We start from the raw sequence: 24,056 nt of genomic DNA, 5'->3' as shown, positions 1-24,056 counted from the left end.
AGATACATAATCGTCAAGACGGCAACAATCAGAAGTTATGGAGGGTAACAATGGAATATAGTAAGGAAGATTTAATGGAAGCAAAAAAGCAAATTTGGGGAGTGGGAGAGAACATGGGAACAGAGGAAAGTAAAAAAATCTGGGAGGAGAACGCACAATTTTGGGATAATGCAATGGGTGACGAATCTAATGAATTTCACAGAGAGGTAGTGCGTCCCAAAGTAACGGAACTTCTATCTCCTAATCCTGCGGATTACATTTTGGATATTGCGTGTGGCAATGGAAATTATTCTTCGTATCTTGCACAAAGAGGCGCTTCGGTTGTCGCTTTTGATTACAGCAAAAAAATGATAGAATTGGCTAAAAGACGGCAATCACAATATGCAAAACAAATTGAATTTTGTGTGGCGGATGCGACCGATAGAAAAAGTATATTAGAATTAAAAAGAAATCGAGCCTTTACGAAAGCAGTTTCTAATATGGCAATTATGGATATTACGGATATTGAACCACTTCTTATGGCTGTTTATGAACTGTTGCAGGAAAGCGGAATTTTTGTCTTTGCAACGCAACACCCTTGTTTTGTCACGTTGACTGAAAAATATATGACACCGCACAGTTACTATGATATAGCGATTGAAGGGCAACCGAAAGAGCAGATTTATTATCATCGTTCCATACAAGATATTTTTAACCTTTGTTTTAGAGCTGGATTTGTCATTGATGGATTTTATGAAGAATGTTTTAAAACCAACAAAGAAATTCCTATGGTAATGATAGTAAGGCTTAAGAAGGTAAAACGTGATAGCTTAAAATAAATTCAAGTTTGTCGGGTAAATAGCAAACCCAGCCGAGCCAGTCAACGGTCAAGATGAACGGCGCATATGCGCAGCCGTTGACAGCCCCGCCCGCCTTTGCTGGTAGGCAATCAAGGGGCGACAGCAAGAAGTGCCACCGCCCCGCACTATTATTCAGAAAGGGGAATTTCCATGACCGACCAGATAGCCTATCAAGAATATATCCAGCGCAGGTACAACGCCTTTTGCAAGACTGTTATCCGCTGTGCCGCCTTGGACAAGATTTTGAAGCTTAAACGGCAATGGGAACGGCAAGTTTCCCTTGACTATCTGATGAACGAGAAGTTTGTCCAGTTTGCCGCGTCGGAGCCGGACGAGGAATACCCATTTACCGTCTGCGGTCAGACCGTCCTGCTCTGCAACGCCGCCCTTGCCGACGCGATCTCTGTTTTGCCGGAGCAGACGCGGGAAGAAATCCTGCGCTATTACTTTCTGCGCCAGCCGCAGCGCGTGATCGGCGCGTGTATTGGCCGGTCACGCAGCACAGCGGGGCGGCATATCCAGCTTGCCTTGCAGCGGCTACGCGAAGAAATGGGGGTGAGCCGGTATGAGTAGACTTCTCCCCTATGAAACAATCCTCAAAGCCCGTGAGGGCGACCCAGAAGCCGTGAACGCTGTCCTGCTCCACTACGCCGGATATATCCGCTATTTCTCAAAAGTGAACGGGCAGGTCAACGCCGAGGTGGAGGACTATGTAAAGCAGCGGTTAATTGACTGTCAATTCAAGTTCCGGCTTGACGAACCACCGGACAAGTCATAAAAACTGAATACCAGCCGCCACCGACGCGGCCAGCGAAAGCAGTAAGTCTTGAAAAAGATTTACTGCTTTTTTTGTTGTCCGGCTCCGCTCCCGGCCATTTTGCCCCCTGCCGGTTGTAGTAGTAAGCGAGGAGGGAATTTTTCTGCCCTGGTGTTTGGCATTTGGAGCATTTACCCGTAGTAGAGGGCAAAGAGAAAGGATTTCTCCAACACCGGGTAGAAACCACTGCGTCCGGTGTCATTTTAGCGAAAGCGGGCAGGAATGCCCTTTACAGGATTAGTAGTAGCAGAAAAAGAGAAACAAACTTTTGTGGTTGCAGTTTTCCAAAAAAGTGGCGGACGGAAGTGAGAGAAAGTTTGCAGTCACGGAGAGCAAGTTTCTACCACGGTGCCAAAATCCGCAATTCTGCAGTTTTGCCCCTCGCGGGAAACTTGTTGGGGAGTGCCTTCCCCAAACCCTGCTCATGCGCCCTTACGGGCGAGAAAGGAGGTCACACCATGCGAAAGAAATACAACACGCCCCACCGCAGCCGCGTTGTGAAAACCCGGCTGTCCGAAGATGAGTATGCCGACTTCACAGCGCGGCTTGCGCCCTATGGTATCAGCCAGTCCGAATTTCTCCGGCAGGCGATACGGCGGGCGACCATACGCCCGGTTGTCCATGTGTCGTCGGTCAATGACGAGTTGCTTTCCGCTGTCGGGAAGCTGACAGCCGAGTACGGCAGGATCGGCGGCAACCTCAATCAGATTGCCCGGTATCTGAACGAATACGGCGTACCCTACAACACCCTTTCCGGCGAGGTACGCGCCGCCATATCCGACCTTGCCGTCCTCAAGTATGAAGTCCTCAAGAAAGTAGGTGACGCGGTTGGCAACACTCAAGCATATCAACTCTAAAAACGCCGACTACGGAGCCGCCGAGCAATATCTTCTCTTTGAGCATGACGAGTTTACCATGAAGCCCGTCCTTGATGAAACCGGCAGGCTTATCCCCCGCGAGGACTACCGGCTGTCCACGCTGAACTGCGACGGGGAGGATTTTGCCGTTGCGTGTATGCGGGCCAATCTCCGCTATCAGAAAAACCAGCGGCGGGAAGATGTGAAAAGCCACCACTACATCATCAGCTTTGACCCGCGGGACGGGCCGGACAACGGCCTGACCGTAGACCGGGCGCAGGCGTTGGGGGAACAATTCTGTAAAGAGCATTTTCCCGGCCACCAGGCCCTTGTCTGCACCCACCCGGACGGGCATAACCACAGCGGCAACATTCATGTGCATATCGTCATAAACAGCCTGCGGATTGAGGAAGTGCCGTTCCTGCCCTACATGGACAGGCCGGCCGATACGAAAGTCGGCTGCAAGCACCGATGTACCGACGCTGCCCTGCGCTACTTCAAATCCGAAGTCATGGAGATGTGCCACCGGGAGGGGCTTTATCAAATCGACCTCTTGAACGGCAGCAAGAACCGCGTCACCGACCGGGAGTATTGGGCGCAGAAAAAGGGACAGGCCGCGCTGGACAAGCAGAACGCCCCCATGATTGCCGATAGTATCGCGCCCCGGCAGACCAAGTTTGAAACGAACAAGGAGAAGCTGCGGCAGACCCTACGGAAAGCCCTTGCCACCGCCGCCAGCTTTGACGAGTTTTCCTCTCTGTTGCTGCAGGAGGGTGTGACCGTCAAGGAGAGCCGGGGGCGGCTTTCCTACCTCACGCCGGACAGGACAAAGCCAATTACCGCCCGGAAGCTGGGCGACGATTTTGACCGCGCCGCTGTCTTTGCCGTTTTAGAGCAAAACGCCGCCAGAGCAGCCGAAGCGCCAGCCAGATCCCCCGATCCCCCACGCACCATAAAAGACCGCTTGCAGGTTGCCAGAGCCGAGATAGCCGCCCCGAAACAGGACGGAGTGCAGCGGCTTGTGGACATTGAGCAGAAAATGGCCGAGGGCAAAGGCCGGGGCTATGAACGCTGGGCGAAGATACACAATCTGAAGCAGGCCGCCAAAACGCTGTCCGTCTACCAGCAATACGGCTTTACTTCCCCGGAGCAGTTAGAAGCCGCCGTTGACACCGCCTATCAGAAAATGCGCCAGACCAGCGGCGAACTGAAAGCACTGGAAACGAAGCTGCAAGGGAAAAAGAAGTTGCAGCGGCAGGTGTTGGCCTACGCCCAGACCAAGGCCGCCCGCGACGGGCTGCGGGCACAGAAATCCGAGAAAGCCCGCGCCGCATACCGGCAGGCCCATGAGAGCGATTTTATCATAGCCGACGCAGCAGCCCGGTATTTCAAGGCGCATGGCATTACCAAGCTGCCCGCCCGGAAAGCGTTGCAGGCCGAGATCGAGCAGCTTATCTCCGAGAAAGACGGCCTGTATAACACCTATCACGAACAGAAACAGCGGTTCAAGGAGTTGCAGACCGTCAAGCGGAACATCGACCAGATTTTGCGCCGGGACGAGCCGCACCGCAGAAAGGAGCAGAGCCATGAGCGATAACCTGCCCCACATGGACTACCGCCAGCACCGGCGGGCGCGGCGGCTGGTACATGAGTGCTGTAACTACGATGAGGGGAACTGCCTGCTATTGGACGACGGGGAGCCTTGCGTGTGCGTCCAGAGCATTTCCTTTTCCCTCATGTGCCACTGGTTCCGTGTGGCTGTCCTGCCCCTTGACGGGGAGCTGGCCGCAGCCCTCTTGTGCCGGGGAAGCCGGAAACGGTGTGCCGTCTGCGGGGCGGCCTTTGTCCCCAAATCCAACCGGGGAAAATACTGCCCCGACTGCGCCGGGCGCATGAAGAAAATCAAAGCCGCCGAGAGAAAGCGGAAACAAAGGCAGAGATGTCACGCTTTAGAGCCTTTCAAACCCGCATAAATCAAGGCTTTTTTCGTGGGTGTCAAAGGGTACGCGATACATTTATCCTTTTCCCCCGGAAACGGCGTTTTAATGCGTGACAATACGCCAAAATCAACCCGAACACAGGGAGGTGATCCTATCGCTGATTATATCAGGGCAGACACGCGGCTGCCCGCCTATCTGCCGTATCCCCGTTTCCTGCTGAAAATGGAGATTTCACAGACCGCCAAGCTGCTGTATTCGCTGCTGTTAGACCGTTCCACCCTCTCCCAGAAAAACAAGTGGCTGGACGACGAGGGCAGGATTTATATTATCTATCCCATCGCGGAGATAGCAGAAATACTGGATAAAGGCAGCACCACCATCAAGGGGGCGCTTAATGAACTGGACACGGCGGGGCTGTTGGAACGGGAACGGGGCGGCTTCTCCGCACCGAACCGGCTTTATGTCAAAGTACCGCCAGTGCCACAGGTACAGTTTTCAGACCAACTGATGGCCGGAAGTCCGCCCCTCATAGAGCCGGAAAACCGTCCCCTAACCAAACTACTATAAACAACCTTACAGAGAGCCAAACAAAGGGAGTGAGTGGGGGGCCGTCCGCGCCCTATGGCCGATATGGAAATATTTTTCTGTCACAGACCGAATACGACGAGTTGCAGGCAGAGTACCCTGACAGGCTGGAACGGTTCATCGAGGAAATGAGCCGCTACCTTGCCGCCAACGGGAAAAGCTACCAGAACTATGCCGCCGCCCTGCGGATATGGGCGGGGAACGACAAAAAGGAAGCCCCTAAAAAGGGCATACCAGACTACTCATGCAAGGAGGGCGAGAGTTTATGAAGAATGAAATCAACGCGGTTTTGGAGAATATGACGACCACCATCCCGGAGCCGGAGGACTACACCGGCGAGGACGGTTTACTGTACTGCGGCAAGTGCCGCAAGCCGAAAGAAGCCTATTTTGCGCCGGATAAGGCCGCTATCTTCGGGCGCGACCGCCACCCGGCAGAGTGCGACTGCCAGAGAACCGCCCGCGAGGAACGGGAAGCCGCCGAAAAGCGGCGCAGACACCTTGACACCGTGGAAGAACTGAAACGCCGGGGCTTTACCGACCCCACCATGCGGGACTGGACTTTCGAGAACGACAACGGCAGGAACCCGCAGACCGGGCTTGCCCGCCGGTATGTGGAGCATTGGGAAGATATGCGGACAGACAATATCGGCTGCCTGTTCTGGGGCGGCGTAGGCACCGGCAAAAGCTACCTTGCAGGCTGTATCGCAAACGCCCTCATGGAGAAAGAAATCCCCGTCCGCATGACGAACTTTGCTCTTATCCTCAATGACCTTGCCGCCAGCTTTGAGGGGCGCAACGAGTACATTTCCCGCCTTTGTCGTTATCCGCTGCTGATCCTTGACGACTTCGGCATGGAACGCGGGACGGAATACGGGCTGGAACAGGTGTTCAATGTGATTGACAGCCGTTACCGCAGCGGCAAGCCGCTGATCGTCACGACCAACCTTACGCTGGACGACCTGCACAACCCGGAGGACACCGCCCATTCCCGGATTTATGACCGCCTGCTTTCCATGTGCGTCCCGGTACGCTTTACCGGCGACAACTTCCGGCAGGAAACCGCCAAGCGGAAAATGGAGAGCATGAAGAAACTGATTACCGACTGAAAGGAGTATTGCCTATGGCAGATAACAAGCAGCACGACACCCGCACCACCCGCCGCCCTGACTGTGTGACGGAAATCCGCATGGGCAATTCCGTCCTTGTCGTGTCCGGCTATTTCAAGAAAGACACCACAACCACAGCCGCCGACAAAATGGCGCGGGTACTGGAAGCGGAAGCCGCTGCTACACAGGAGCCGACTTATCCGGCGTGAACCGGAGCATGGAAAAGCGGCCATGCCAGGGAGCATGACCGCTGGAACGAAAATCGGAAGTGCTTTAGCAATTCTTAATCTCATTCTCTATAAAATAATTTGCAATTTCAAAGGCTTTTATTCTTCTCTTTGCCAATGTGATTTGTGATTTATAACGCTCGGAATTATCCTTTGATTCAAATGTTTTTACTGTTTCTCTTAGCTTGTGCAGAGTTGAATCAATTTGCCTTTTGGCCGCGGTTAATTCATCTATTGTATACTTCATGTTTTCTCCTTTAACTTCTGATTTTTTTGTTAAATCAGAGTATACCACGGAGTTATGAACTTTTCTACTGCAAATATGGGACGACAACCCATACCATAAAAATCGGAAAATTGAAAAGCTGTAAAGAAGCAAATTTAACGCTTTTGCCGCTGTACAGCCCCCGCCGTTCCGTGGTACAATGAAACCACGGAATAGTGGGGCTGGCTGTCGGAAACGGAGGATTTTATGTTAAGACAAGCCACCCAAAACCTCATTACCGCCCTTTATCCGAGATTGTCCCACGAGGATGAATTGCAAGGCGAGAGTAATTCCATATCGAACCAAGAGTTAATATGTAAAGGGTGGTTTCTCCACCCGAATACATGTGACTGCGGCTCATTTGTGGTGAATTGAAAAGCAGTTATAGGAAAGGAGCAGAAAAAGCCTTATAACCGCTGAAAATCAACACAAAAAGGAGCTGATTCTTGTGAAATCTATATTTGAGGAAATGGGCGGTACATACCGTCAAGTGGGAGATTATTTTATCCCCAACCTTGTTCTGACGGATGACGGCGATTATCAGATAGGCAAATACGGACGTATGCGTCGCAGCTATCTGAAAGAACACCGAAAAATCCTCTACACCAACTATGTGGTGGAGGGAACGCTGTTCAAGCACTTAGCCGAAATCGACCAAGCCTGTAATGAGCGTATAGAAATCATCGTATCTGCTATGTCGGAGCAGGAGGGCGTGACCGAGGCACTGAAAGCGGCTGACCAAATGGAATGGGTACGCCGTAAAAACAACATCCGCAACCGTGCGGAGGAAATCATTTTGACTGAACTTGTATATGCTTAAACGAATGCCCGTATCGGCTGTTATGGCTAATAACGGGCATTTTGGCTTTTGTCAGTTATTTTCTTTTGTGCTGGCTACAAGACGGTCAAAATCACTTTGATACAAGCGGTCTTGAATGATCCGGTACTGCTCAAATTCGCTTTCCGCAAATGCTTTTGCAATAGCGGCTGTGACCTTGCCCTTGTTTTGCAGAATCTCCGCATCGTTGAATTGCAGGAACGCATCCAGCTTGGATGCCCAATCTGCCATCGTCATAGGAATATGCCGCCGTGCCTGTCTTGTGGCATAGTCCAGATACATGGTGACGATCTCGTTCAGCTCCTGTATCTCACCCTTGGATAAGTAATTCTTGGCAATCGACACATCCGCTTTCACAATTTTACCATCGGGAGCATTGCGCCACGAGGTCAAGCCCATGTGTTCTTTGGTATGGTCAGCCCGTGCCATAATGACTTCTGCGGCAGTATTGCCATGGACGGCATAGTGCATCTTATTCTGCACCGTAGCAAAGAAATCCTTGGTGAGCTGGCTGTCGAGGGAATAATCCACGGCGGTGGCATAGATGTCCGTGATTTTCTGATAGAAACGGCGCTCACTGGCACGGATTTCCTGAATCTCGGAAATCAGATGTTCAAAATAGTCTTCATCAAAAATCTGACCGTTGATGAGCCTGCTTTTGTCCAGAACATATCCCTGCTTGGTAAAAGTGTCCAGCACCCTGGTTGCCCACTGCCGGAACTGCGTTGCCCTGCCGGAGTTGATACGGTAGCCGACTGCAATAATGGCGGATAGGGAGTAGAACTTATATTGATAGGTTTTTCCGTTATCCGCAACTTGTGCAAAATTTGCACAGGTTGAATCTTCAGACAATTCGCCACTTTCATAGACATTTTTCAAATGCTTCGTCACAACGCTTCTGTCCACATCGAAAAGCTGAGCGATTGCTTTTTGTGTCAGCCATACGTCATGATCCTGCACTCGGACTTCGATACCGTCCTCCTGTGCGTCTTTCGTAAATACGAGGAAATCCACTGTACTGTTCCTGATTTGAAGTTTGTTTTTATTGTCAGCCATTGTATATCACCATCCCATCAATCCTTCTTATCCTTCGCTCTGCTCTTATACACATTATACTTATTCTTACACTGAGGGCTGCAAAATACCGCACTCGGTCTGCTTGCCACAAAGGTCTGCAAACAATGCTTGCAGATGCGGATGGGTTTTTCCGTGTCGGTCAGCATAAAGCTGAACATCATTTGTATCCCAAGCATAAGAGAGTGAAAATCCCACACAATCGTCGGCTTATCCAGTAAAGCAATACGGTAGGTCGGCGCATTGCCGCCGAAGGCTTCCATGCCCTGCTGCATCAAAAGCCGCTGTTCGGGGGTCATCGTGTCGTAATCCTCGTAGAACAGCACAGAGGTCAGATAGGTAAAGGCAATATCAATGAACTGCTGCTTTATCCATTCATAAGGCTCGGCATATTCTCGCTGGAAGCTCATATTGACTGCCATCGGCTTATCCGTCATAGTCATGGCAAGTGCCATCATTGCACGGTCATTCTGTATATTCCACATGGATTCCACGCCACGCTTGACCACATCCGGCTTAACAAAAGGAAAGAACAAATCAAGATAGTCCATCGTGGGCATGGATTCCTCACGGATAAAATGATTCTTCGGCAGATATACCGCCTCATAATCCATAAAATTCGGCGTAGTAGGCAGCGCTGTCATGAGACCAAGCAAGCCATACTTTACTGCAAATACTTGAATTGCCTTTTGTATTTCCTGCGGTGTTTTCTTCTGCGATTCCATCCGACCAATATCAATGGCATCCAGAATAAGGCGTTGGTATTCGCTCAGCGGGTCGTAAATTCCCGGCTGTGCCGTTGCGGTAGGCGTGAGATACAACATACCATTCTCCGCCGTTTTCCATTCATATTCATTATATCGCACCCAATGCGAACTGGTGCGTTGAAACAGGTTCTTCATCGTCAAACCCTCCGCCATGTATTGTAACCTATATTATCCATAATTATATTACGCATCACTGTTGTTTTCAATATCTACACCGTTTTCTCTTAAAAAATCTTTATCGAGCAAGGTCAAGGGCTGCTGTATCTGCACTTTTTCGGTAAGTGCGGCAAGCAGCTTTTTTCGTATCTTTTTGAGCATCGTGTTTCGCACTTTGCGGATGTTACGGTCAGACTGCCCACGAATAGCGGCAATTCTGACAGAACTATACTGCCGCAGTGCCCACAGGAACATAAGGAATTTGCTATCTTCGCTCAATTCCCGCAGGATATTGGATATATCCCCATCCGTCACAAGCTCGTGGATGTCGTAAGGACAGTAGAAAATGGAATCTACGAAATCACCTTTGCGTTCCAGCTTGGACAACACATCGTTGAGAGTGTCGGGAAAGTACAGCCCGCCTTCGGCTGCTCCATAGTCAAGGGGAACATCGTCACCACTTCGGTACAGCTCGTGATAGCGCTCCTTGCGCTGACGGTTGGCATCGAGCCGATCATACCACGCCACAAGGTTTTCGTAATCTTTGAGCGTTCGGGCAGAATCCTCCAACCGTTTCAGAGCCTGCGCCCGAAGCTCACGCTTTAAGAGTTTTCGTTCGGGCTGCTCATCTCCGGTATCGTCCCCGTCATCCTCTATGGGATGTTCCTCTGCATCGGCTTCCAGTTCGTCAATGAGCCGCTGTTCCTTGGCAAGCCTGCGTTGTGCCTGCTCCTGTTCTTCGGCTTCTTCATCCTCAATACTGGAAAATGTTACTTGTTCTCTTCGCTTCTTTCGGGGAGATTCATTGGGATCGGCTTCATCGGTGGTATCTTCCTCGTCATCCCAAAGGGCATTTTCATCTTCTTCATCTTCGTCTATGTAATCGGGAGCGTCCGTGTCGTATTCATCATAATAATCAGTATCTTCATCATAAAGATTGTCATTTTCGTATCGCTTGGGTTCGTCGTACACCGCAGGAACCCCCTTCAAAAATATTTTTCAAATTTTCTTTGATTATTCGAAAAAACAGTTCCGCTAAACACCCCGTATTTCTCCTATTAGTGAGGAAGTAATACATTCTGTCCCTTATTATATTACTTCCAATACTAAAGAAAGGAGGAAACTGCCTATGAGCAAAACCTATCGTGAGCTGACAGGAAAGGAGAAAAGACAGATCAAAAAGTTAGTTGTCTCCAAGTGTGCCAACTACGACAAGGAATACGGCTGCCTGCCATTATCGGGGACCCCGAAAAGTCGTAAGACTTTTTGGGGAGAGGAGGAGCAGCGGAGTGAGCGAGCTTTTCGTGCTTGCACGGAAACGAGCGATACCGAGCTTGCGACGACGAGCAACTGCTATATGCTTGGTATCTGCTATACCAACAGCGCCCTGTGCAGATATTTTCGGGAATCTGTACTGCCCGAAGCACCGAAGCTGGACGCTGTATTCAATCACGCACCAACGGTCAACTGCAAGCTGTGCGGCAAGCCATTCCTCATTGACGGGAAACGGGTGTACTGCTCGAAACGCTGTGCCACCGAAGCACGCCGCCAGCAGACCGCAGCCAGAGTGCGTAAGCACCGTGAAAAGCAGAAACAAACCACAATGTAACCGTTTTGCCCTCGGAAAGCCTTGTACCGCAAGGCTTTTTTGAGGGCATTTCTGCATGGGTAAGGGGTTTATCCCTCTTGTCCTGCTTTAACCGCACAAATGGTTACAGGGAATCGGAACTATCAATAGTATACTCGAAATTTATGAATTATTCAATCTATGGAGGAGATTTGCCTATGGTAAAAAACGAAAGCAAGAATTTTGCTTATACCACCCACCGCATCGGTGGCACAACCTATAAAGTCAAGGTCGTGTTTAACGAAAGCGGTACGGAAACGATGGAGGATAAAATTTTACGAATTATTCGCAATGAAGTTCACACAAGCTGCGAAAAGTATGATATAATGGACGCACCACAAATGAGTCGACAGTCTGAAAGGAGCGCATCATGAGCGTGAAACAGACTGTGGGACAGGATCCCAATAAAATTACGGCATTGTACGAGAGACTTTCCCGTGACGATGACCAGGTTGGCGATAGCAACAGCATTGTCAATCAGAAAAAATACCTCGAAAGCTATGCCCAGCAGAGAGGTTATACAAACTGTCAGCACTATACGGATGACGGTTGGAGTGGAGGAAATTTTGAGCGTCCTGCGTGGAAACAGCTCATTGCAGACATTGAAGCAGGCAAGGTTGCCCATGTTATAGTCAAGGACATGAGCAGGGCGGGCCGTGACTATCTGCAAACAGGCTTTTACACGGAGGTGTTCTTTCGTCAGCACAATGTACACTTTGTGGCGATTGCCAACAGCGTGGACAGCGACGATCAGAACAGCAACGAATTTGCTCCTTTTTTGAATATTATGAACGAATGGTACTTGCGAGATTTAAGCCGCAAGCAGCGCACCGCCATTCGTGTCAAGGGCGAATCGGGCAAGCCCACCACCAACTGCGCCATCTACGGCTACAAGAAAGACCCGGAGGACAAGTATCACTGGCTGATTGATGAGGAAGCGGCAGAGGTTGTCCGCCGCATCTTCCGGTTGACCATCGAGGGCAAAGGTCCGTATGACATTGCCCGCATCCTATTTGATGACAAGATCGAAACCCCTGCGGTCTATGCCGCAAGGCAAGGCCGGGGCGTTTGGAAAAGCAAAGAGGAATTTCCCAATCCCTATAACTGGAGTGGCTATATCGTCGGGAACATCCTTGCAAAGCCGGAGTATATGGGGCATACGGTCAACTTCCGTTCTCACAAGCAGTCCTACAAGGACAAAAGCCCTGTGATGAATCCCAAAGAGGAATGGCTTGTCTTTGAGAACACCCACGAAGCTATCGTGGATAAGGAAACGTGGGAGCTTGCACAGAAGCTCCGAAAGACACCGAGACGCCACGACACGATAGGCGAAGCCAATCCCCTGACGGGACTTCTGTTCTGTGCAGACTGTGGGGCAAAGATGTATAATCAGCGCACAAGAGGTTCCGACACCAAGCCTTATCCATCCGATGCCTATGAGTGTTCCACCTATAAATTGGCGGGTCAGAAACGCTCTGCCGCCTGCCGTAATCACCATATTTCCACAAAAGCACTCCGAGAGCTGATCTTGAACACCATCCGCACCGTCAGCACCTATGCCATTTCCAATCAAGACGAGTTTATGGAAAAGGTGCGCTCCGCTTCTCAGATCAAACAGAAAGAAGCAGCAAAGGAAACCAGGCGTAGGCTGAACAAGGACAAGAAGCGTATTGCCGAGCTTGACAATATCATTAAAAAGCTCTATGAATCCTTTGCTATCGGGCGCATTACCGATGAACGCTTTGATACCCTGCTTGCCGAATATGAAGCCGAGCAGAAAAACTTGCAGGCATCCGTGGAAGAAGCCGAACAGCGGGTATCCTCTTTTGAGGAAGATACCGCTCGTGTGGAGCAGTTTATGGAGCTTGCGAGGAAATACACCGACTTTTCCGAGCTGACCACACCAATGATAAACGAGTTTATCGATAAAATCATTGTCCACGCTCCCGAAAAGGTAGACGGTGACAGAGTGCAGGAGGTTGAAATTTATCTGAAGTTCATCGGGCATTTTGAGCTTCCCGCACCGGAGTTGACCGAGGAAGAAATCAAGCGGCAGGAGTTTTTGAGGAAAGAACGTGCCCGCAGCCGTGAACGCTACCAAAAGCTGAAATCCGGCGAACGCACCGTAGGCGTTCCCATCACGCAGACCTGCAAGTGCTGCGGCAAGACCTTTGAAGCGAGGTCAACGGCAAAGCTGTTCTGCGATGTGAATTGCCGAGCGAAGTATTACCGGCAGGAAGCGGCAAAGGAACGAAGCCGTGAAATCACCTGCGAACACTGCGGCAAGGTTTTTACTACGACACGAAACAGCGTTAAATACTGCTCTGATGATTGCCGGTATGCGGCACAGATCAAGCGGCAGGGCGAACGGAAGAAAGCCTTGCGGGAATCAAAGCAGGAACCGGCATTGCCGGAGAAAGAACAGAAAACAGCATAACGATATTTGAAGCGGATTGATGTATGTCGATCCGCTTCTTTCATTTTCAGGTGGACATTTTGCCCAACACCAAAACTATCAAATTTTTTGTATCGCCGCAAAGCGGCAGGAAGGAAACTCTATGAATTTTACGAACAACTACAACACCAATCCCATCATCATCGGTATCGACCACGGCTACGGTAACATCAAGACCGCCCATTGCTGCTTCAAAACGGGCGTTGCCGCCTATGACAAAGAGCCGACCTTCAAGGGCAATCTACTCGTCTATGAGGGCAGATACTATCTCATCGGCGAGGAACACAAGGAATTTATCTCCGACAAAATGGCAGACAGCGACTACTATATTCTCACTCTTGCCGCCGTTGCCCGTGGCTGAATATCCGCAAACTGACCTCCGCCCGTGTCCACCTTGCGGCTGGACTTCCTTTGACCTGGGTGAGCGAGCAAAAGGACAGCTTCAAGGCGTATCTTTTGCAGAACGACAGCGCCGACTTCACTTTTAAGGGTGTTGACTATCATGTTGATTTTGTCGGAGCAGATATTTTCCCACAGGGCTTTTCTGCGGTTGCAGACAAGCTCCGTGAGTTCAAGGGTATCAATATGCTCTGCGATATTGGCAACGGCACAATGAACGTCATGTATATCAACGAGTGCCGCCCTCTTGCGAAAAAGTGCTTCACCGAAAAGTACGGCACCAATCAGTGTATGCTTGCGGTTCGTGAAAATCTGATGAAGCAGTTTGGTGTATCGGTAGATGAAACCGTCCTTGAGCGTGTCATCCGTCACGGTACAGCAGACATCAGCCAGCGTTATCTGACCGCCATCCGTGATACTGCAACCGAATATGCGGAGGGCATTTTCCGCAGATTGCGTGAGCATGAATACGATCCCGAACTGATGCGCCTGTATGTGGTAGGCGGTGGAAGCTGTATTCTCAAAAACTTCGGCAGCTATGACAAAGATCGTGTGATTATCAACGATGATATTTGCGCTACTGCAAAGGGCTATGAACTGCTTGCTGAGCAGAAGCAGAGCAGAAAAGGCGGCATCGTATGAAGCAGATCTTCACGACCACCCTGCGCTTAAACCTTGCAGACGAGGATGACCGCCGAGCCTACGAACATTTACAGCGAATGGATAAAAAGCAATATCGGTCTTACAGCAAGGCGATTGTTACCGCAGTCAATGACCATTTTGAACGCCAGGCACGGCTTGAAAGCGATCCGTATCTGGAAACCCGTGCAAAGGAGGATGCTTTTCTTCGGCGTGTGATGGAAGCCATTGAGCAGGGCTTGCGGTTTGCACCCGTCAGTATGTTTCCGTCCACGCCGCCTGCCGCCGTTGAAGTTCTGTCTACTGAGGATGACGAGAACATTTCAGCGGCATTGGACTTCGCTGACAGCTTCTGATACTACAAATGCCCTCGTTTGGTATTACTGCGATACCAAACGGGGGCATGTTTGCTACTACAACGATTTCCAGAAAAAGCGTGATACCAAACAGACGGACATCTGGTATTACACTGCTATCGAATAACCCTACTTTTACTACCACAGGAGGAATTTTTATGACCGAGAACGAGAAAAAGTTATTACAGGCCAAGCACAGATTGGAAGAAGCCGAGATGCGTGATCGTAATAAGGAGCGAAAAGTAAGGACACGACGGCTGATCCAGGAGGGAGCGATACTTGAAAAGGTCTTTCCGAGCGTTGCTTCCATGAGCCTTGACGATGTGGAGGACTTTTTATGCAGATTAAGACGATAAACTTGGGACGAGGGGCGTTCGGGCAACCGGGCGTCCCGTTTCTTTTATCCCGAAGGGCGCACTTACTCACCACCCCGAAGGGGCGGTGGTATTGCCTGCGGCAACCGTGCGCTCTGCGAGGCGGATGCGGCTCCTGCGGGAGCCTTATGGACAATGCCACATCACGGCGGTGCTGCTGTCATAGTCCACGCAGTCGGTGCACAGTGATTGCATCCCTTAATACCGTCGCTTCAACCGACGGTATTCCACCAACTGCCCGCACAAACCTGCCACTGGCAGCTTTGTCAGCGGTAATGACTATCAGCATTAGTGATAGTCATTTTCTCTTTGAAAAGAGAAACAGAAACTTTGCAAAAGGACGGTGAGAACGAATGGCGATCTACCACTTGGAAGCGAAAGTGGTCAGCAGAGGTACGGGACGCTCTGCGGTTGCCGCTTCCGCTTATCTGAGCTGTACCAATATTCTTAACGACTATGACGGGGTACGGCACGACTTTACACGAAAGAAAGGGCTTGTGTGGCAGGATGTGTTTCTGCCGGAGTTTGCGCCACCCGAATGGAAAGACCGAGGTGTACTTTGGAACGCCGTGGAGGAAAACGAAAAGACCAAGGACAGTCGCCTTGCCCGTGAGTTCGTTCCTGCTCTGCCCATTGAACTGACACCGGCACAATGGCAGGATCTTCTAACCGATTTTATCCAGAACAGTTTTGTTGCCGAAGGAATGTGCGCTGATGTGGCGATCCACGATCCGTACCCGCCCGGTCATAATCCTCACGCTCATATTATGCTGACGGTTCGCCCGTTGGATGAACAAGGAAACTGGCAGTACAAGACCGAGAAAGAATATCTCTGTATCAGAAACGGTGAGGAACGGGGCTTTACCGCCGCTGAGTTCAAGGCGGTACAGGCTGACGGATGGGAGAAACAATATCCTTACAAGGTCGGGCGCAAGAAAGTGTATATGCCGCCATCTGAAGCGGAGAAGCACGGATACGAACGAGCCAACAAGCACCCGAAAAGCACCAAGTTCGGCAGGCAGAATCCCATTGCCGAGCGTTGGAACAGTGAGGAACAGCTTATGGAATGGCGCAAGGCGTGGGCAGATGTGACCAACCGCTATTTGGAGCGATACGGACACGATGAGCGCATCGACCACCGCAGCCATGCAGATCGGGGCTTGACCGAGCAGCCCACCATTCACGAGGGTGTAGTTGCCCGTGCATTGGAGAAAAAGGGCATCATCTCTGAACGCTGTGAAATCAACCGTCAGATCAAGGCAGACAATGCTCTGCTGCGAGAGCTGAAAGCAACGGTTAAGAAGCTGATGCAGGCGGTGAAGAATACCGTTCCTGCCATAGCGGAGGCAATGGAAAAGATACGCAGCAGTATGCTGATTTTCAGTTATCAGCTCCGTCATATAGGTGTAGGCAAACACAACATGGGCAAGCGTGTCAAGGCAGTCAAGCCGGAGCTTGAACGCTATGCGGGATTGGTGCAGCAGATCAAGGAGAAATCCAAGGAACGGAAAGCTCTGCTTGCGGAGAAAAAGGAAACGCCGTTCTATCAGATACCCAAGCTGCATGACCTTACCCGCCGCATTACCGAGCTGACCGAGGAATTGGAGGAACTGAAAACCGAAAAGGAAATGGTGCTTCGCTCTTTGGACTGTGCCGACGATGCGGGCATTTCTGCGGTGAAGAAAGAAATCGCCACATTGGAGGGTGCGCTACAGAAGCTGTCTGAGCAGGAGGCGAAATATTCTGCCGAGCTTGATGAAGCCTTGAAGCAGTACGCCGAGCTGAAAGAGCAAGCCGCCGGTATGGATGCCGCCGAGCTGATGGACGCACGGCTTGCCGTTCGTGATGAAAAGGAACGATCTGCCGTTGATCGAGTAAAATCTGTCTACGGTGAGAAATACGATCCGATGATGATGCACGACAGCAAGCGTGATGTGGCAAATCTGCTCCATGAGGAAGCGGAGACACGGTCTGTTCGAGAGTTTTTGCGGCAGAAACAGAAAGCACAGCAGACACAGCAGCATAAGAAACCCAAACGCCACGAACAGGAACGGTAATGTGCCGTTCCTGTTCTTTTTACTTGTATTTTGATTGAATGGAGGGATAAACACTATGAATATTTACGGATATGTACGGGTATCCAGCACAGACCAGAACGAGGATCGCCAGATGGTCGCTCTGCGGGAAGTAGATGTACCCGAAAAGAATATTTTTATGGATAAGCAGTCTGGCAAGGACTTTGACCGTCCAAATTACAAAAAGCTGGTACGGAAACTGAAAGCCGGGGATCTGCTTTATATTCTCAGCATTGACCGCTTGGGGCGAAACTATGAAGAAATCCAGAAGCAATGGCGTGTACTGACCAAAGAAATCGGTATCGACATTTGCGTGCTGGATATGCCGCTGCTGGACACCCGCAACGGTAAAGACCTGATGGGAACTTTTATTGCAGACCTTGTACTGCAAATTCTGTCCTTTGTGGCACAAAGTGAGCGTGAGAATATCAAGAAGCGGCAAGCCGAAGGGATCGCTGCAGCGAAGGCAAAAGGCATCAAATTCGGCAGACCCGAAAAGGCTGTACCCGACGATTTTGGAAAAATCGTGAAAGCATGGGAGCAAAAGAAGCTGTCGCTGGCAGAGGTTTTGAAGCAATGCAATATGAGCGAAGCTACTTTTTACCGTAGATTGCGGGAATACAGACTACTGCAAGCCAAGAAAAAAGTGTGATTTAACGACTTGCGGCTATCAGAAGGTGTACCTTTTGACAAACCTCTCCCCAAAATACATAGTGAAACAGAGAGGTTATAATTTGTATTGAAGATCGAACAATTTTCAATAATTTCAGCGAAATTCTTGATTTATTCATACTTTTCGAGTATAATGTATAAGGGTTTTTATACGAATTTGCGGCTATCAGAAGGTACACCTTTTGATTATTGTTACAGACTATTATGCACCGCCATATCAATATTTCTTGCTCTTCAAAAGGAGGATAAGGATGAACAAAATAGTTTTAATATTCGGAGTTTTATTTATCGTGATTGCCGGTTGCTTAATTGGAACCAGTTTATCCCATTTAGAGGATGAAGATGTCATTGTGATGGATGAAAATGCAGAAACAGTTGAAATGGAACAGCCGTCCAACACAGAATTTTCTGAGGTTTCTACAGATGCTGTGGAAACCTCGGAAGACGATGCGATGTTTGTTGCCGTTGATGCTTTAAAATCACCCAATAATGAGATTCAGCAGTATATTTCTTCACAGGTACAAATTGACGAGACGCATATTCGCATGACTGCTGATAAAATGGGAGAGGTATATCTCTCCGGAAAAGCAGAATCCGTATCTGCTTTTCGTTACGGAAGATTTTCTTTTTGTATCAATACTATGAAAGGCGTAGGATTGTTTCCTGCAATTTGGATGTTGCCATCCGATACCAATTCCGATTATCCGGAAGTAGATATTTATGAACTGATTGGGAATGAACCCAACATATTTTATGGAGTGCTACATTACATGGAGGAAAGTGAAAAATCAAGAGATTTTTTTAGACATACCTTTCCAGTTGATAAAATACCGGAAACATACCGTATTACATTTGAATGGACGCCGGAAGAAATGATCTGGTATCTGGAAGATGAAGTAGTCTATACGATTCGGGAGAATGTTCCAGATGAACCGATGTATTTTATTTTTAATCTTGCGGTAGGAGGAGATTGGCCGGGAAGTCCGGACGCTTATACTGAGTTCCCGGCGATGTTTGAGGTGAAAATTCTGGAGTTTGAGCCGCAGGAAATCTATTCGAGATAAGGAAAGAATGATACTATGCAGGTAAAAAGAACCGAGCAAAAATTTATATTAAACAGTCAGGAACGTGTTCTTGCACAAAAGAGCATTGGCGCAGTTATGCCGAAAGACCCCTACTGTGTTTCGGCGGACGGCTATGAGATCCGATCGCTTTATTTTGATACCTTTTCTGATCGAGCTTGCGCTGAAAAAGAAGAAGGCTTGCAAGAGCATGAAAAAATTCGGGCAAGGATTTACGGAACGAATGACCGTATCATAAAGTTGGAAAGCAAAAGGAAGAATGGAGAATTACAAACAAAAGACAGTATGTTGATCGATCGAAACACATTGGAAAATTTATGTGTCGGAAATTACAACGTCCTTTTGCAAAGTAATGATCCGCTGGCCATGTATTTTTACATAAAACTTTCTCAGGGGATGGCACCGAAAGTGATTATACAATACAAAAGAGTGTCCTACTGTGCTGCCGGTAATCATACGAGGATTACATTTGACACCGATATACGAGCCACTGAGAGCAATTTTGATTTGTTTCAAGAGAAACTGCTGACTTATCCAATTCTTTCGTCAGATCAGACGATTATGGAAGTAAAATATAATAACTTCCTTTTTGGATATATAAAAGAGGCGTTAGCCGGAGTAAAAAAATCCACCACATCTTTCAGTAAATATTCTAACGGAAGAATGTTTTATAAATACATGATATAGGGAGAGAGTAGAAATGAAGGAATTTATTATTGAAAATCTTTTGGCGGGAAGTACTGTGTCTTTTTTTGATGTTGCCATTAAGCTTTTTATGGCACTTTTGATTGGGGCTACTATCTATATTGCATACTATTTTACATCAAGCAAGGTTTCCTATAACAGTAACTTTAACCTTTCACTGGTTGCTATGGCGATCATCACTACAGCGATTATGGCAGTTATCACGAATAATATTGCTTTATCTTTGGGTATGGTTGGTGCGTTGTCAATCATTCGTTTTCGTACAGCTATCAAAGACCCACGTGATGCCATGTTCATCTTTTGGAGTATTATGGTTGGCATCTGCTGCGGAGTTGCACAGTATGTGATTGCGATTGCCAGCACGGTGGTTCTCTTTTTATTCTTTATTCTTGCAAAAGCTGTCAAAGAGGAAAGAAGATATATTTTAATTATTCGCTGTGAAGTTGATGCAATGGAATATGTGAAATCGGTTACCTACCGCTATTTCAAAAACAGCCGAATCTCAGTTCAAAATACAACCAGTGAATATGCAGAATTTATCTATGAATTGAAACAATTTGAAAAGACCAAAACAGATGATTTTCTCAAAGAATTGTATGCTTGCAAAAAAATTGAGTGTGCAAACTTTGTTTTACAGGAAGATAAAGCAAGTGTATAAGGGAGCGATTCTGTTATGAGAAGAAAATGGCTTATGCTTGGTGTGGTGCTTACTTTATGTGTGATAGTTGCGCTCCTGCCCCTTTATCCTAAAGTAGATACCTCTGTTGTTCATCAGCATCAAAGTTATCCAGCGGAAAATAAAGAAATCACCGGTTTTGATGAGAACGGTGTTCTGACTTCCCATCTGCCGCTGATTGTTTTAAAAGCGGGCGGCAATGTGATTCCGGGTGCAGATAGGCCTACCGATCAGGAATTATACTGTGAATTTGCTGTGATTGACAATAACAATCACTTAAACCGTTCAGACGATGCCCCAACCCAAACCGGCAGAATGGCGATTAACGTTCGTGGAAATTCTTCACGTTATTTTCCCAAAAAACAATATGCAATCCGAACGGTAGATGATGCCGGCATTCCGCAGGAAACAGCTTTTTTCGGTATGCCGGCAGAAACCACTTGGGTACTAAACGGAAGCTATATAGACTATTCCCAAATTCGCAACTACATGATGTATAATATTTCTTCTGAAATTATGGATTATGCACCTCAATGCCGACTTTGCGAGGTGTTTCTGACAAATGCAGACGGTGAGTTGGAATATCAGGGGCTGTATACCATGATAGAAAAACCAAAGGTTTCGAAAGAACGATTGGACTTGACACCCTACAATCCGAAATATACGGAAACCTCTTTTGTTGTGCAGATGAATAGACGGATTGATGATGCAAGGATCGATCATCTGAAACCGGATGATGTTGATGTGTATTCTGCCAATTTGGAATATCCTGATGTGGAAAAGATTACGGATTCCTCATTGCAATATATACAAAAAGAGATACTCCAATTTGAAAAAACACTTTACGATGCGGAGTATTCCGATAATTGGGAAAAGGTGAATCAACGCACCGATTTGGACAGCTTTGTAGATTATTATATTATCAATGAATTTTTTCAGAATTATGATGCCGGAACACGCTCCACCTATCTCTATAAAAATTTAGGCGGTAAATTTTCTATAGGACCGGTGTGGGACTTCGATGCTGCGTTTAATAACTATACGGGAATGAATTTTACTCCTGATCTGATAGAAACAGGTGCTACATTTTACTATTTTTATCTTACTCATAATCCTGAATTTGTGAAACGATGCTGTGAACGCTATAAGGAGCTTCGCAAGACGGTTTTATCGGAAGAATATCTGCTTAAATATATAGACGAGAGCAGTATGTACTTAGGCAGCGCAGTGATTAGAAATTGTGATAAATGGTATGATGGAGATTATTCTCTCTATTATGGTGATATAGAAAAGATGCAAACATTCGTTATAGAAAGAGGCAAATGGATGGATGAGCATTTTAAAGAATATATAGCGATTGTAAGGTAAGCGAAGATGAAGAACATGAAAAAAGGATTTACAATCAGCGTCATGACAGCTGTTTTGTGTATTATTTGTATATGCTTGATATTTCATTGTTTTGATGGAAATAAATGTGAAAAAAATAATATATTCAGAACCAATCAGAAAAAAATAGAAATTCTGCAAGATGGAAGCTGGACGGATTTTGAGATAAAAGGCGTCAATATCGGAACCGGTTATCCGGGAGTGTTTCCAAATGAATTCGGTATCAGTGAGGAAACCTATGCTCGATGGTTCAACCTGATCGGGGAAATGAATGCCAATACGATCCGGGTTTATAAAATACAATCGCCATGGTTTTATAAAGCCTTTGCCCAATATAATGAAACTCATGAAAATAAAATTTATCTCGTTCAAGGTGTAGATTTTAGTGAGGATTTGATGTTTTCGGAAGAAAATTTGCTGAATCCGAAGCAGAAAAACAAAGTCTTTCAAGAAACCAAAAAGACAGTTGATGCATTACATGGGGAAAATATAACGTTTGATACAGACACAGGAAAAATGTATTACTATAGTAATGATGTTTCCGACTATGTATTAGGATATGTTTTAGGCGTGGAATGGGACGAAATGTTTGTAGATTATGTATGTCGTTTTAATGAAGGGATTGCGCCTTATCAAGGAACCTATATATCCAGTAGGCAGGAGGCAAATGCCTTCGAGATTTTCTTCTCTCAGTGGGGAGATTATCTTTTAAAATATGAAGATGAAACTTACGGAACCCAGAAACTTCTCTCCTTTGCCAACTGGCCGGAAACAGATCCACTGGTAAATGAGGTATCCCCCAAACTATCGGTTGCATCAGTTACAGAAAATACAGAAGCCTTTATTGACCTTGAAAATCTACAACTTTCCGATAAGGTGGAGAGTGGGATGTTCGCTTCTTATAATGTCTATCCCTACTTTCCTGCCAGCCTTCAGTATGGAAAATATACGGAGTATATTGATGACGAAGGTAATCGAAATCCCTATCGGAAATATCTGATGGAGCTTGTTGATCATCATTCCTGTCCGGTTATTATCACCGAATACGGAGTTCCTGCTTCCAGAAGCCCAGCATATAAAGATGTGTGGAGAAATTTATCGCAGGGTGGAAATAACGAAACCGAACAAGGTATTGCCTTGCTGAAGATGTATGAGGATATTCAGAAAGCGGGTTGCGCTGGAGGGATGGTATTCACATGGCAGGACGAATGGTTTAAGCGTTCATGGAATGAAAAAAATTTGTCCGATCCGGATGGCAGAGCAAGCTGGAGTAATGCACAGAGTATAGAGCAGTTTTACGGATTGCTTGCATTTGAGCCGGGAGATGGCAAGGTTGAAAACTATCCGGATGGAAAAATTTCAGAATGGTCGAAAGAAGATGTTGTATTAGAAAATAATGATACGAAACTCAGTATGAAATCGGATGAAAAATATATTTATTTTATGGTGCAGGGGTTATCTGATATTAAAAGTGGCAATTCTATTAATCTTGCACTGGATGTTCTGCCAAACGCAGGAACAACCTATACAGAAAACTTAGACTTTGCCATCCCGGTGGATTTTTTGATTCAAATCAATGCAGAAAAAGGCAGTAAGCTATTGGTTCATGACGATTCGGATTTGGCTGTTTATTCGATTGCAGTCAAAAACAAAAGTGCGGCAGTTGACGAAATTTATAAAAAAGCTGAGGAATTAATGCTGCCGTTGAAAAATAATACCGATACATTTCATGTTGCTTCCAGAGCAAGTGGCAGTGTAAATAACTTCCTTTTGAATGAAAAGCCTCTTGAAAAGGTTGGGATGTTAAAGCATGGGAACGCTAATCCGAACAGTGAGAATTATGATTCCAACGCAGATTACTGCATCAACGGTGATATCGTAGAGGTTAGAATCCCGTGGGCGCTTCTGAATTTTTATGACCCTTCTAAATGTATGGTAATTGATGATTATCACAAAAACGATTTTAATATCAAGGGTTTGAAAATCGAGGAGATTTATGCGGCTGTCTACTATGACAATCAGGAAAGCGTGACTGATTTCGGTACATATAAATTAAAAGGCTGGAAAACCCCGCAGTTTCATGAACGGTTAAAGGAATCATACTATCTGCTTCAAAAAGCGTTTGGAGGTGACTGAT

Annotated in this window: 28 protein-coding genes and 1 pseudogene; 25 read left to right on the top strand and 4 right to left on the bottom strand. The window is 47.4% G+C overall.

Going from position 1 to position 24,056, the window contains the following annotated elements:
• Nucleotides 1-50 precede the first annotated feature (50 nt).
• The 9 genes from QJ036_RS06715 to QJ036_RS06675 all read left to right on the top strand — a co-directional run bounded on the left by QJ036_RS06715 (nt 51) and on the right by QJ036_RS06675 (nt 6,355).
• A complete protein-coding gene (locus QJ036_RS06715) occupies nt 51-818 on the top strand; it encodes a class I SAM-dependent methyltransferase (protein ID WP_002586626.1) in 768 nt (255 codons plus the stop codon).
• 171 nt (nt 819-989) lie between these two features.
• Nucleotides 990-1,412, top strand: coding sequence for a sigma-70 RNA polymerase sigma factor region 4 domain-containing protein (locus QJ036_RS06710; RefSeq protein ID WP_002586616.1), 423 nt, complete (start codon nt 990-992; stop codon nt 1,410-1,412).
• A complete protein-coding gene (locus QJ036_RS06705) occupies nt 1,405-1,617 on the top strand; it encodes a helix-turn-helix domain-containing protein (protein ID WP_002586615.1) in 213 nt (70 codons plus the stop codon). Before QJ036_RS06710 ends, QJ036_RS06705 begins: the two co-directional genes overlap by 8 nt.
• Before the next feature lie 497 nt (nt 1,618-2,114).
• The gene (locus QJ036_RS06700) at nt 2,115-2,513 is read left to right on the top strand and encodes a plasmid mobilization protein (protein ID WP_002596229.1); all 399 of its coding nucleotides are present in this window, start codon (nt 2,115-2,117) and stop codon (nt 2,511-2,513) included.
• Nucleotides 2,485-4,110 carry a relaxase/mobilization nuclease domain-containing protein gene (locus QJ036_RS06695; RefSeq protein WP_128520744.1) on the top strand — a complete coding sequence of 542 codons (1,626 nt, stop codon included), beginning with the start codon at nt 2,485-2,487 and terminating at the stop codon, nt 4,108-4,110. The genes QJ036_RS06700 and QJ036_RS06695 overlap by 29 nt, the downstream gene beginning before the upstream one ends.
• Nucleotides 4,100-4,486, top strand: a complete 387-nt coding sequence (locus QJ036_RS06690; protein WP_002596231.1) for a cysteine-rich VLP domain-containing protein — start codon at nt 4,100-4,102, stop codon at nt 4,484-4,486. Before QJ036_RS06695 ends, QJ036_RS06690 begins: the two co-directional genes overlap by 11 nt.
• A 72-nt stretch (nt 4,487-4,558) precedes the next feature.
• Nucleotides 4,559-5,020: a replication initiator protein A gene (locus QJ036_RS14390; protein ID WP_425293012.1), complete on the top strand. Its 462-nt coding sequence runs from the start codon at nt 4,559-4,561 to the stop codon at nt 5,018-5,020.
• Nucleotides 5,021-5,303: 283 nt separating this feature from the next.
• Nucleotides 5,304-6,146 carry an ATP-binding protein gene (locus tag QJ036_RS06680; RefSeq protein WP_002596233.1) on the top strand — a complete coding sequence of 281 codons (843 nt, stop codon included), beginning with the start codon at nt 5,304-5,306 and terminating at the stop codon, nt 6,144-6,146.
• A gap of 14 nt (nt 6,147-6,160) precedes the next feature.
• Nucleotides 6,161-6,355 carry a transposon-encoded TnpW family protein gene (locus QJ036_RS06675; protein WP_002596234.1) on the top strand — a complete coding sequence of 65 codons (195 nt, stop codon included), beginning with the start codon at nt 6,161-6,163 and terminating at the stop codon, nt 6,353-6,355.
• A 64-nt stretch (nt 6,356-6,419) separates the two neighbouring features.
• On the opposite strand, the gene QJ036_RS06670 is transcribed toward QJ036_RS06675, so the two are convergent.
• Nucleotides 6,420-6,620: a hypothetical protein gene (locus tag QJ036_RS06670; RefSeq protein ID WP_002596235.1), complete on the bottom strand. Its 201-nt coding sequence runs from the start codon at nt 6,618-6,620 to the stop codon at nt 6,420-6,422.
• 225 nt (nt 6,621-6,845) lie between these two features.
• Here QJ036_RS06670 and QJ036_RS14325 point away from each other — a divergent pair.
• Nucleotides 6,846-6,953: pseudogene (locus tag QJ036_RS14325) on the top strand (recombinase family protein); the annotation flags it as partial.
• 133 nt (nt 6,954-7,086) lie between these two features.
• Nucleotides 7,087-7,458 carry a TnpV protein gene (locus QJ036_RS06665; protein ID WP_216402194.1) on the top strand — a complete coding sequence of 124 codons (372 nt, stop codon included), beginning with the start codon at nt 7,087-7,089 and terminating at the stop codon, nt 7,456-7,458.
• 51 nt (nt 7,459-7,509) lie between these two features.
• Here the strand turns inward: QJ036_RS06665 and QJ036_RS06660 are convergent, their stop codons facing one another.
• Genes QJ036_RS06660 through QJ036_RS06650 form a run of 3 tightly spaced genes read right to left on the bottom strand, consistent with a single transcriptional unit; the run spans nt 7,510 to nt 10,445 of the window.
• Nucleotides 7,510-8,532: a virulence RhuM family protein gene (locus tag QJ036_RS06660; RefSeq protein WP_216402195.1), complete on the bottom strand. Its 1,023-nt coding sequence runs from the start codon at nt 8,530-8,532 to the stop codon at nt 7,510-7,512.
• 17 nt (nt 8,533-8,549) lie between these two features.
• A complete protein-coding gene (locus QJ036_RS06655; protein ID WP_216402196.1) occupies nt 8,550-9,452 on the bottom strand; it encodes a hypothetical protein in 903 nt (300 codons plus the stop codon).
• A 48-nt stretch (nt 9,453-9,500) separates the two neighbouring features.
• Nucleotides 9,501-10,445: a hypothetical protein gene (locus QJ036_RS06650; protein ID WP_216402197.1), complete on the bottom strand. Its 945-nt coding sequence runs from the start codon at nt 10,443-10,445 to the stop codon at nt 9,501-9,503.
• Between the two features lie 157 nt (nt 10,446-10,602).
• On the opposite strand from QJ036_RS06650, the gene QJ036_RS06645 reads away from it, so the two are divergent.
• From QJ036_RS06645 to QJ036_RS06585, 14 genes are all read left to right on the top strand, one after another.
• Nucleotides 10,603-11,082 carry a cysteine-rich VLP domain-containing protein gene (locus tag QJ036_RS06645; RefSeq protein WP_257357913.1) on the top strand — a complete coding sequence of 160 codons (480 nt, stop codon included), beginning with the start codon at nt 10,603-10,605 and terminating at the stop codon, nt 11,080-11,082.
• A gap of 176 nt (nt 11,083-11,258) precedes the next feature.
• A complete protein-coding gene (locus QJ036_RS06640; protein WP_216402198.1) occupies nt 11,259-11,474 on the top strand; it encodes a transposon-encoded TnpW family protein in 216 nt (71 codons plus the stop codon).
• Nucleotides 11,471-13,537 carry a DUF4368 domain-containing protein gene (locus QJ036_RS06635; RefSeq protein ID WP_216402199.1) on the top strand — a complete coding sequence of 689 codons (2,067 nt, stop codon included), beginning with the start codon at nt 11,471-11,473 and terminating at the stop codon, nt 13,535-13,537. The genes QJ036_RS06640 and QJ036_RS06635 overlap by 4 nt, the downstream gene beginning before the upstream one ends.
• Before the next feature lie 121 nt (nt 13,538-13,658).
• On the top strand, nt 13,659-13,916 hold the full coding sequence (locus tag QJ036_RS14135) for a hypothetical protein (protein ID WP_331487504.1): 258 nt from the start codon (nt 13,659-13,661) through the stop codon (nt 13,914-13,916).
• A 59-nt stretch (nt 13,917-13,975) separates the two neighbouring features.
• Nucleotides 13,976-14,596: a ParM/StbA family protein gene (locus tag QJ036_RS06630; RefSeq protein ID WP_331487503.1), complete on the top strand. Its 621-nt coding sequence runs from the start codon at nt 13,976-13,978 to the stop codon at nt 14,594-14,596.
• Complete coding sequence (locus QJ036_RS06625; RefSeq protein WP_283230627.1) at nt 14,593-14,949, top strand: hypothetical protein; 357 nt, start codon at nt 14,593-14,595, stop codon at nt 14,947-14,949. The genes QJ036_RS06630 and QJ036_RS06625 overlap by 4 nt, the downstream gene beginning before the upstream one ends.
• 158 nt (nt 14,950-15,107) lie before the next feature.
• Nucleotides 15,108-15,305 (top strand): DUF3847 domain-containing protein, encoded by a 198-nt coding sequence (locus tag QJ036_RS06620; protein ID WP_257357906.1) that lies wholly within the window; start codon nt 15,108-15,110, stop codon nt 15,303-15,305.
• A 371-nt stretch (nt 15,306-15,676) separates the two neighbouring features.
• Nucleotides 15,677-17,380: a MobQ family relaxase gene (gene mobQ / locus QJ036_RS06615; protein ID WP_283230626.1), complete on the top strand. Its 1,704-nt coding sequence runs from the start codon at nt 15,677-15,679 to the stop codon at nt 17,378-17,380.
• 55 nt (nt 17,381-17,435) lie between these two features.
• Entirely contained in the window at nt 17,436-18,050 is a 615-nt protein-coding gene (locus QJ036_RS06610; RefSeq protein ID WP_257357902.1) for a recombinase family protein, read from the top strand.
• 271 nt (nt 18,051-18,321) lie between these two features.
• Complete coding sequence (locus tag QJ036_RS06605; protein ID WP_257357901.1) at nt 18,322-19,134, top strand: glycoside hydrolase family 16 protein; 813 nt, start codon at nt 18,322-18,324, stop codon at nt 19,132-19,134.
• Between the two features lie 15 nt (nt 19,135-19,149).
• Nucleotides 19,150-19,839, top strand: a complete 690-nt coding sequence (locus tag QJ036_RS06600; RefSeq protein ID WP_216402206.1) for a polyphosphate polymerase domain-containing protein — start codon at nt 19,150-19,152, stop codon at nt 19,837-19,839.
• Nucleotides 19,840-19,852: 13 nt separating this feature from the next.
• On the top strand, nt 19,853-20,515 hold the full coding sequence (locus QJ036_RS06595; RefSeq protein ID WP_283230625.1) for a DUF4956 domain-containing protein: 663 nt from the start codon (nt 19,853-19,855) through the stop codon (nt 20,513-20,515).
• A gap of 15 nt (nt 20,516-20,530) precedes the next feature.
• Nucleotides 20,531-21,901, top strand: a complete 1,371-nt coding sequence (locus QJ036_RS06590; RefSeq protein ID WP_283230624.1) for a CotH kinase family protein — start codon at nt 20,531-20,533, stop codon at nt 21,899-21,901.
• Nucleotides 21,902-21,916: 15 nt separating this feature from the next.
• A complete protein-coding gene (locus QJ036_RS06585; RefSeq protein ID WP_283230623.1) occupies nt 21,917-24,055 on the top strand; it encodes a hypothetical protein in 2,139 nt (712 codons plus the stop codon).
• Nucleotide 24,056: the final 1 nt, after the last annotated feature.

Source organism: Fusibacillus kribbianus (assembly GCF_030053595.1).
GTDB lineage: Bacteria > Bacillota > Clostridia > Lachnospirales > Lachnospiraceae > Lientehia > Lientehia kribbiana.
Note: the sequence above shows the minus strand (reverse complement) of the source record. Positions and strands in the feature narration are given on the sequence as shown.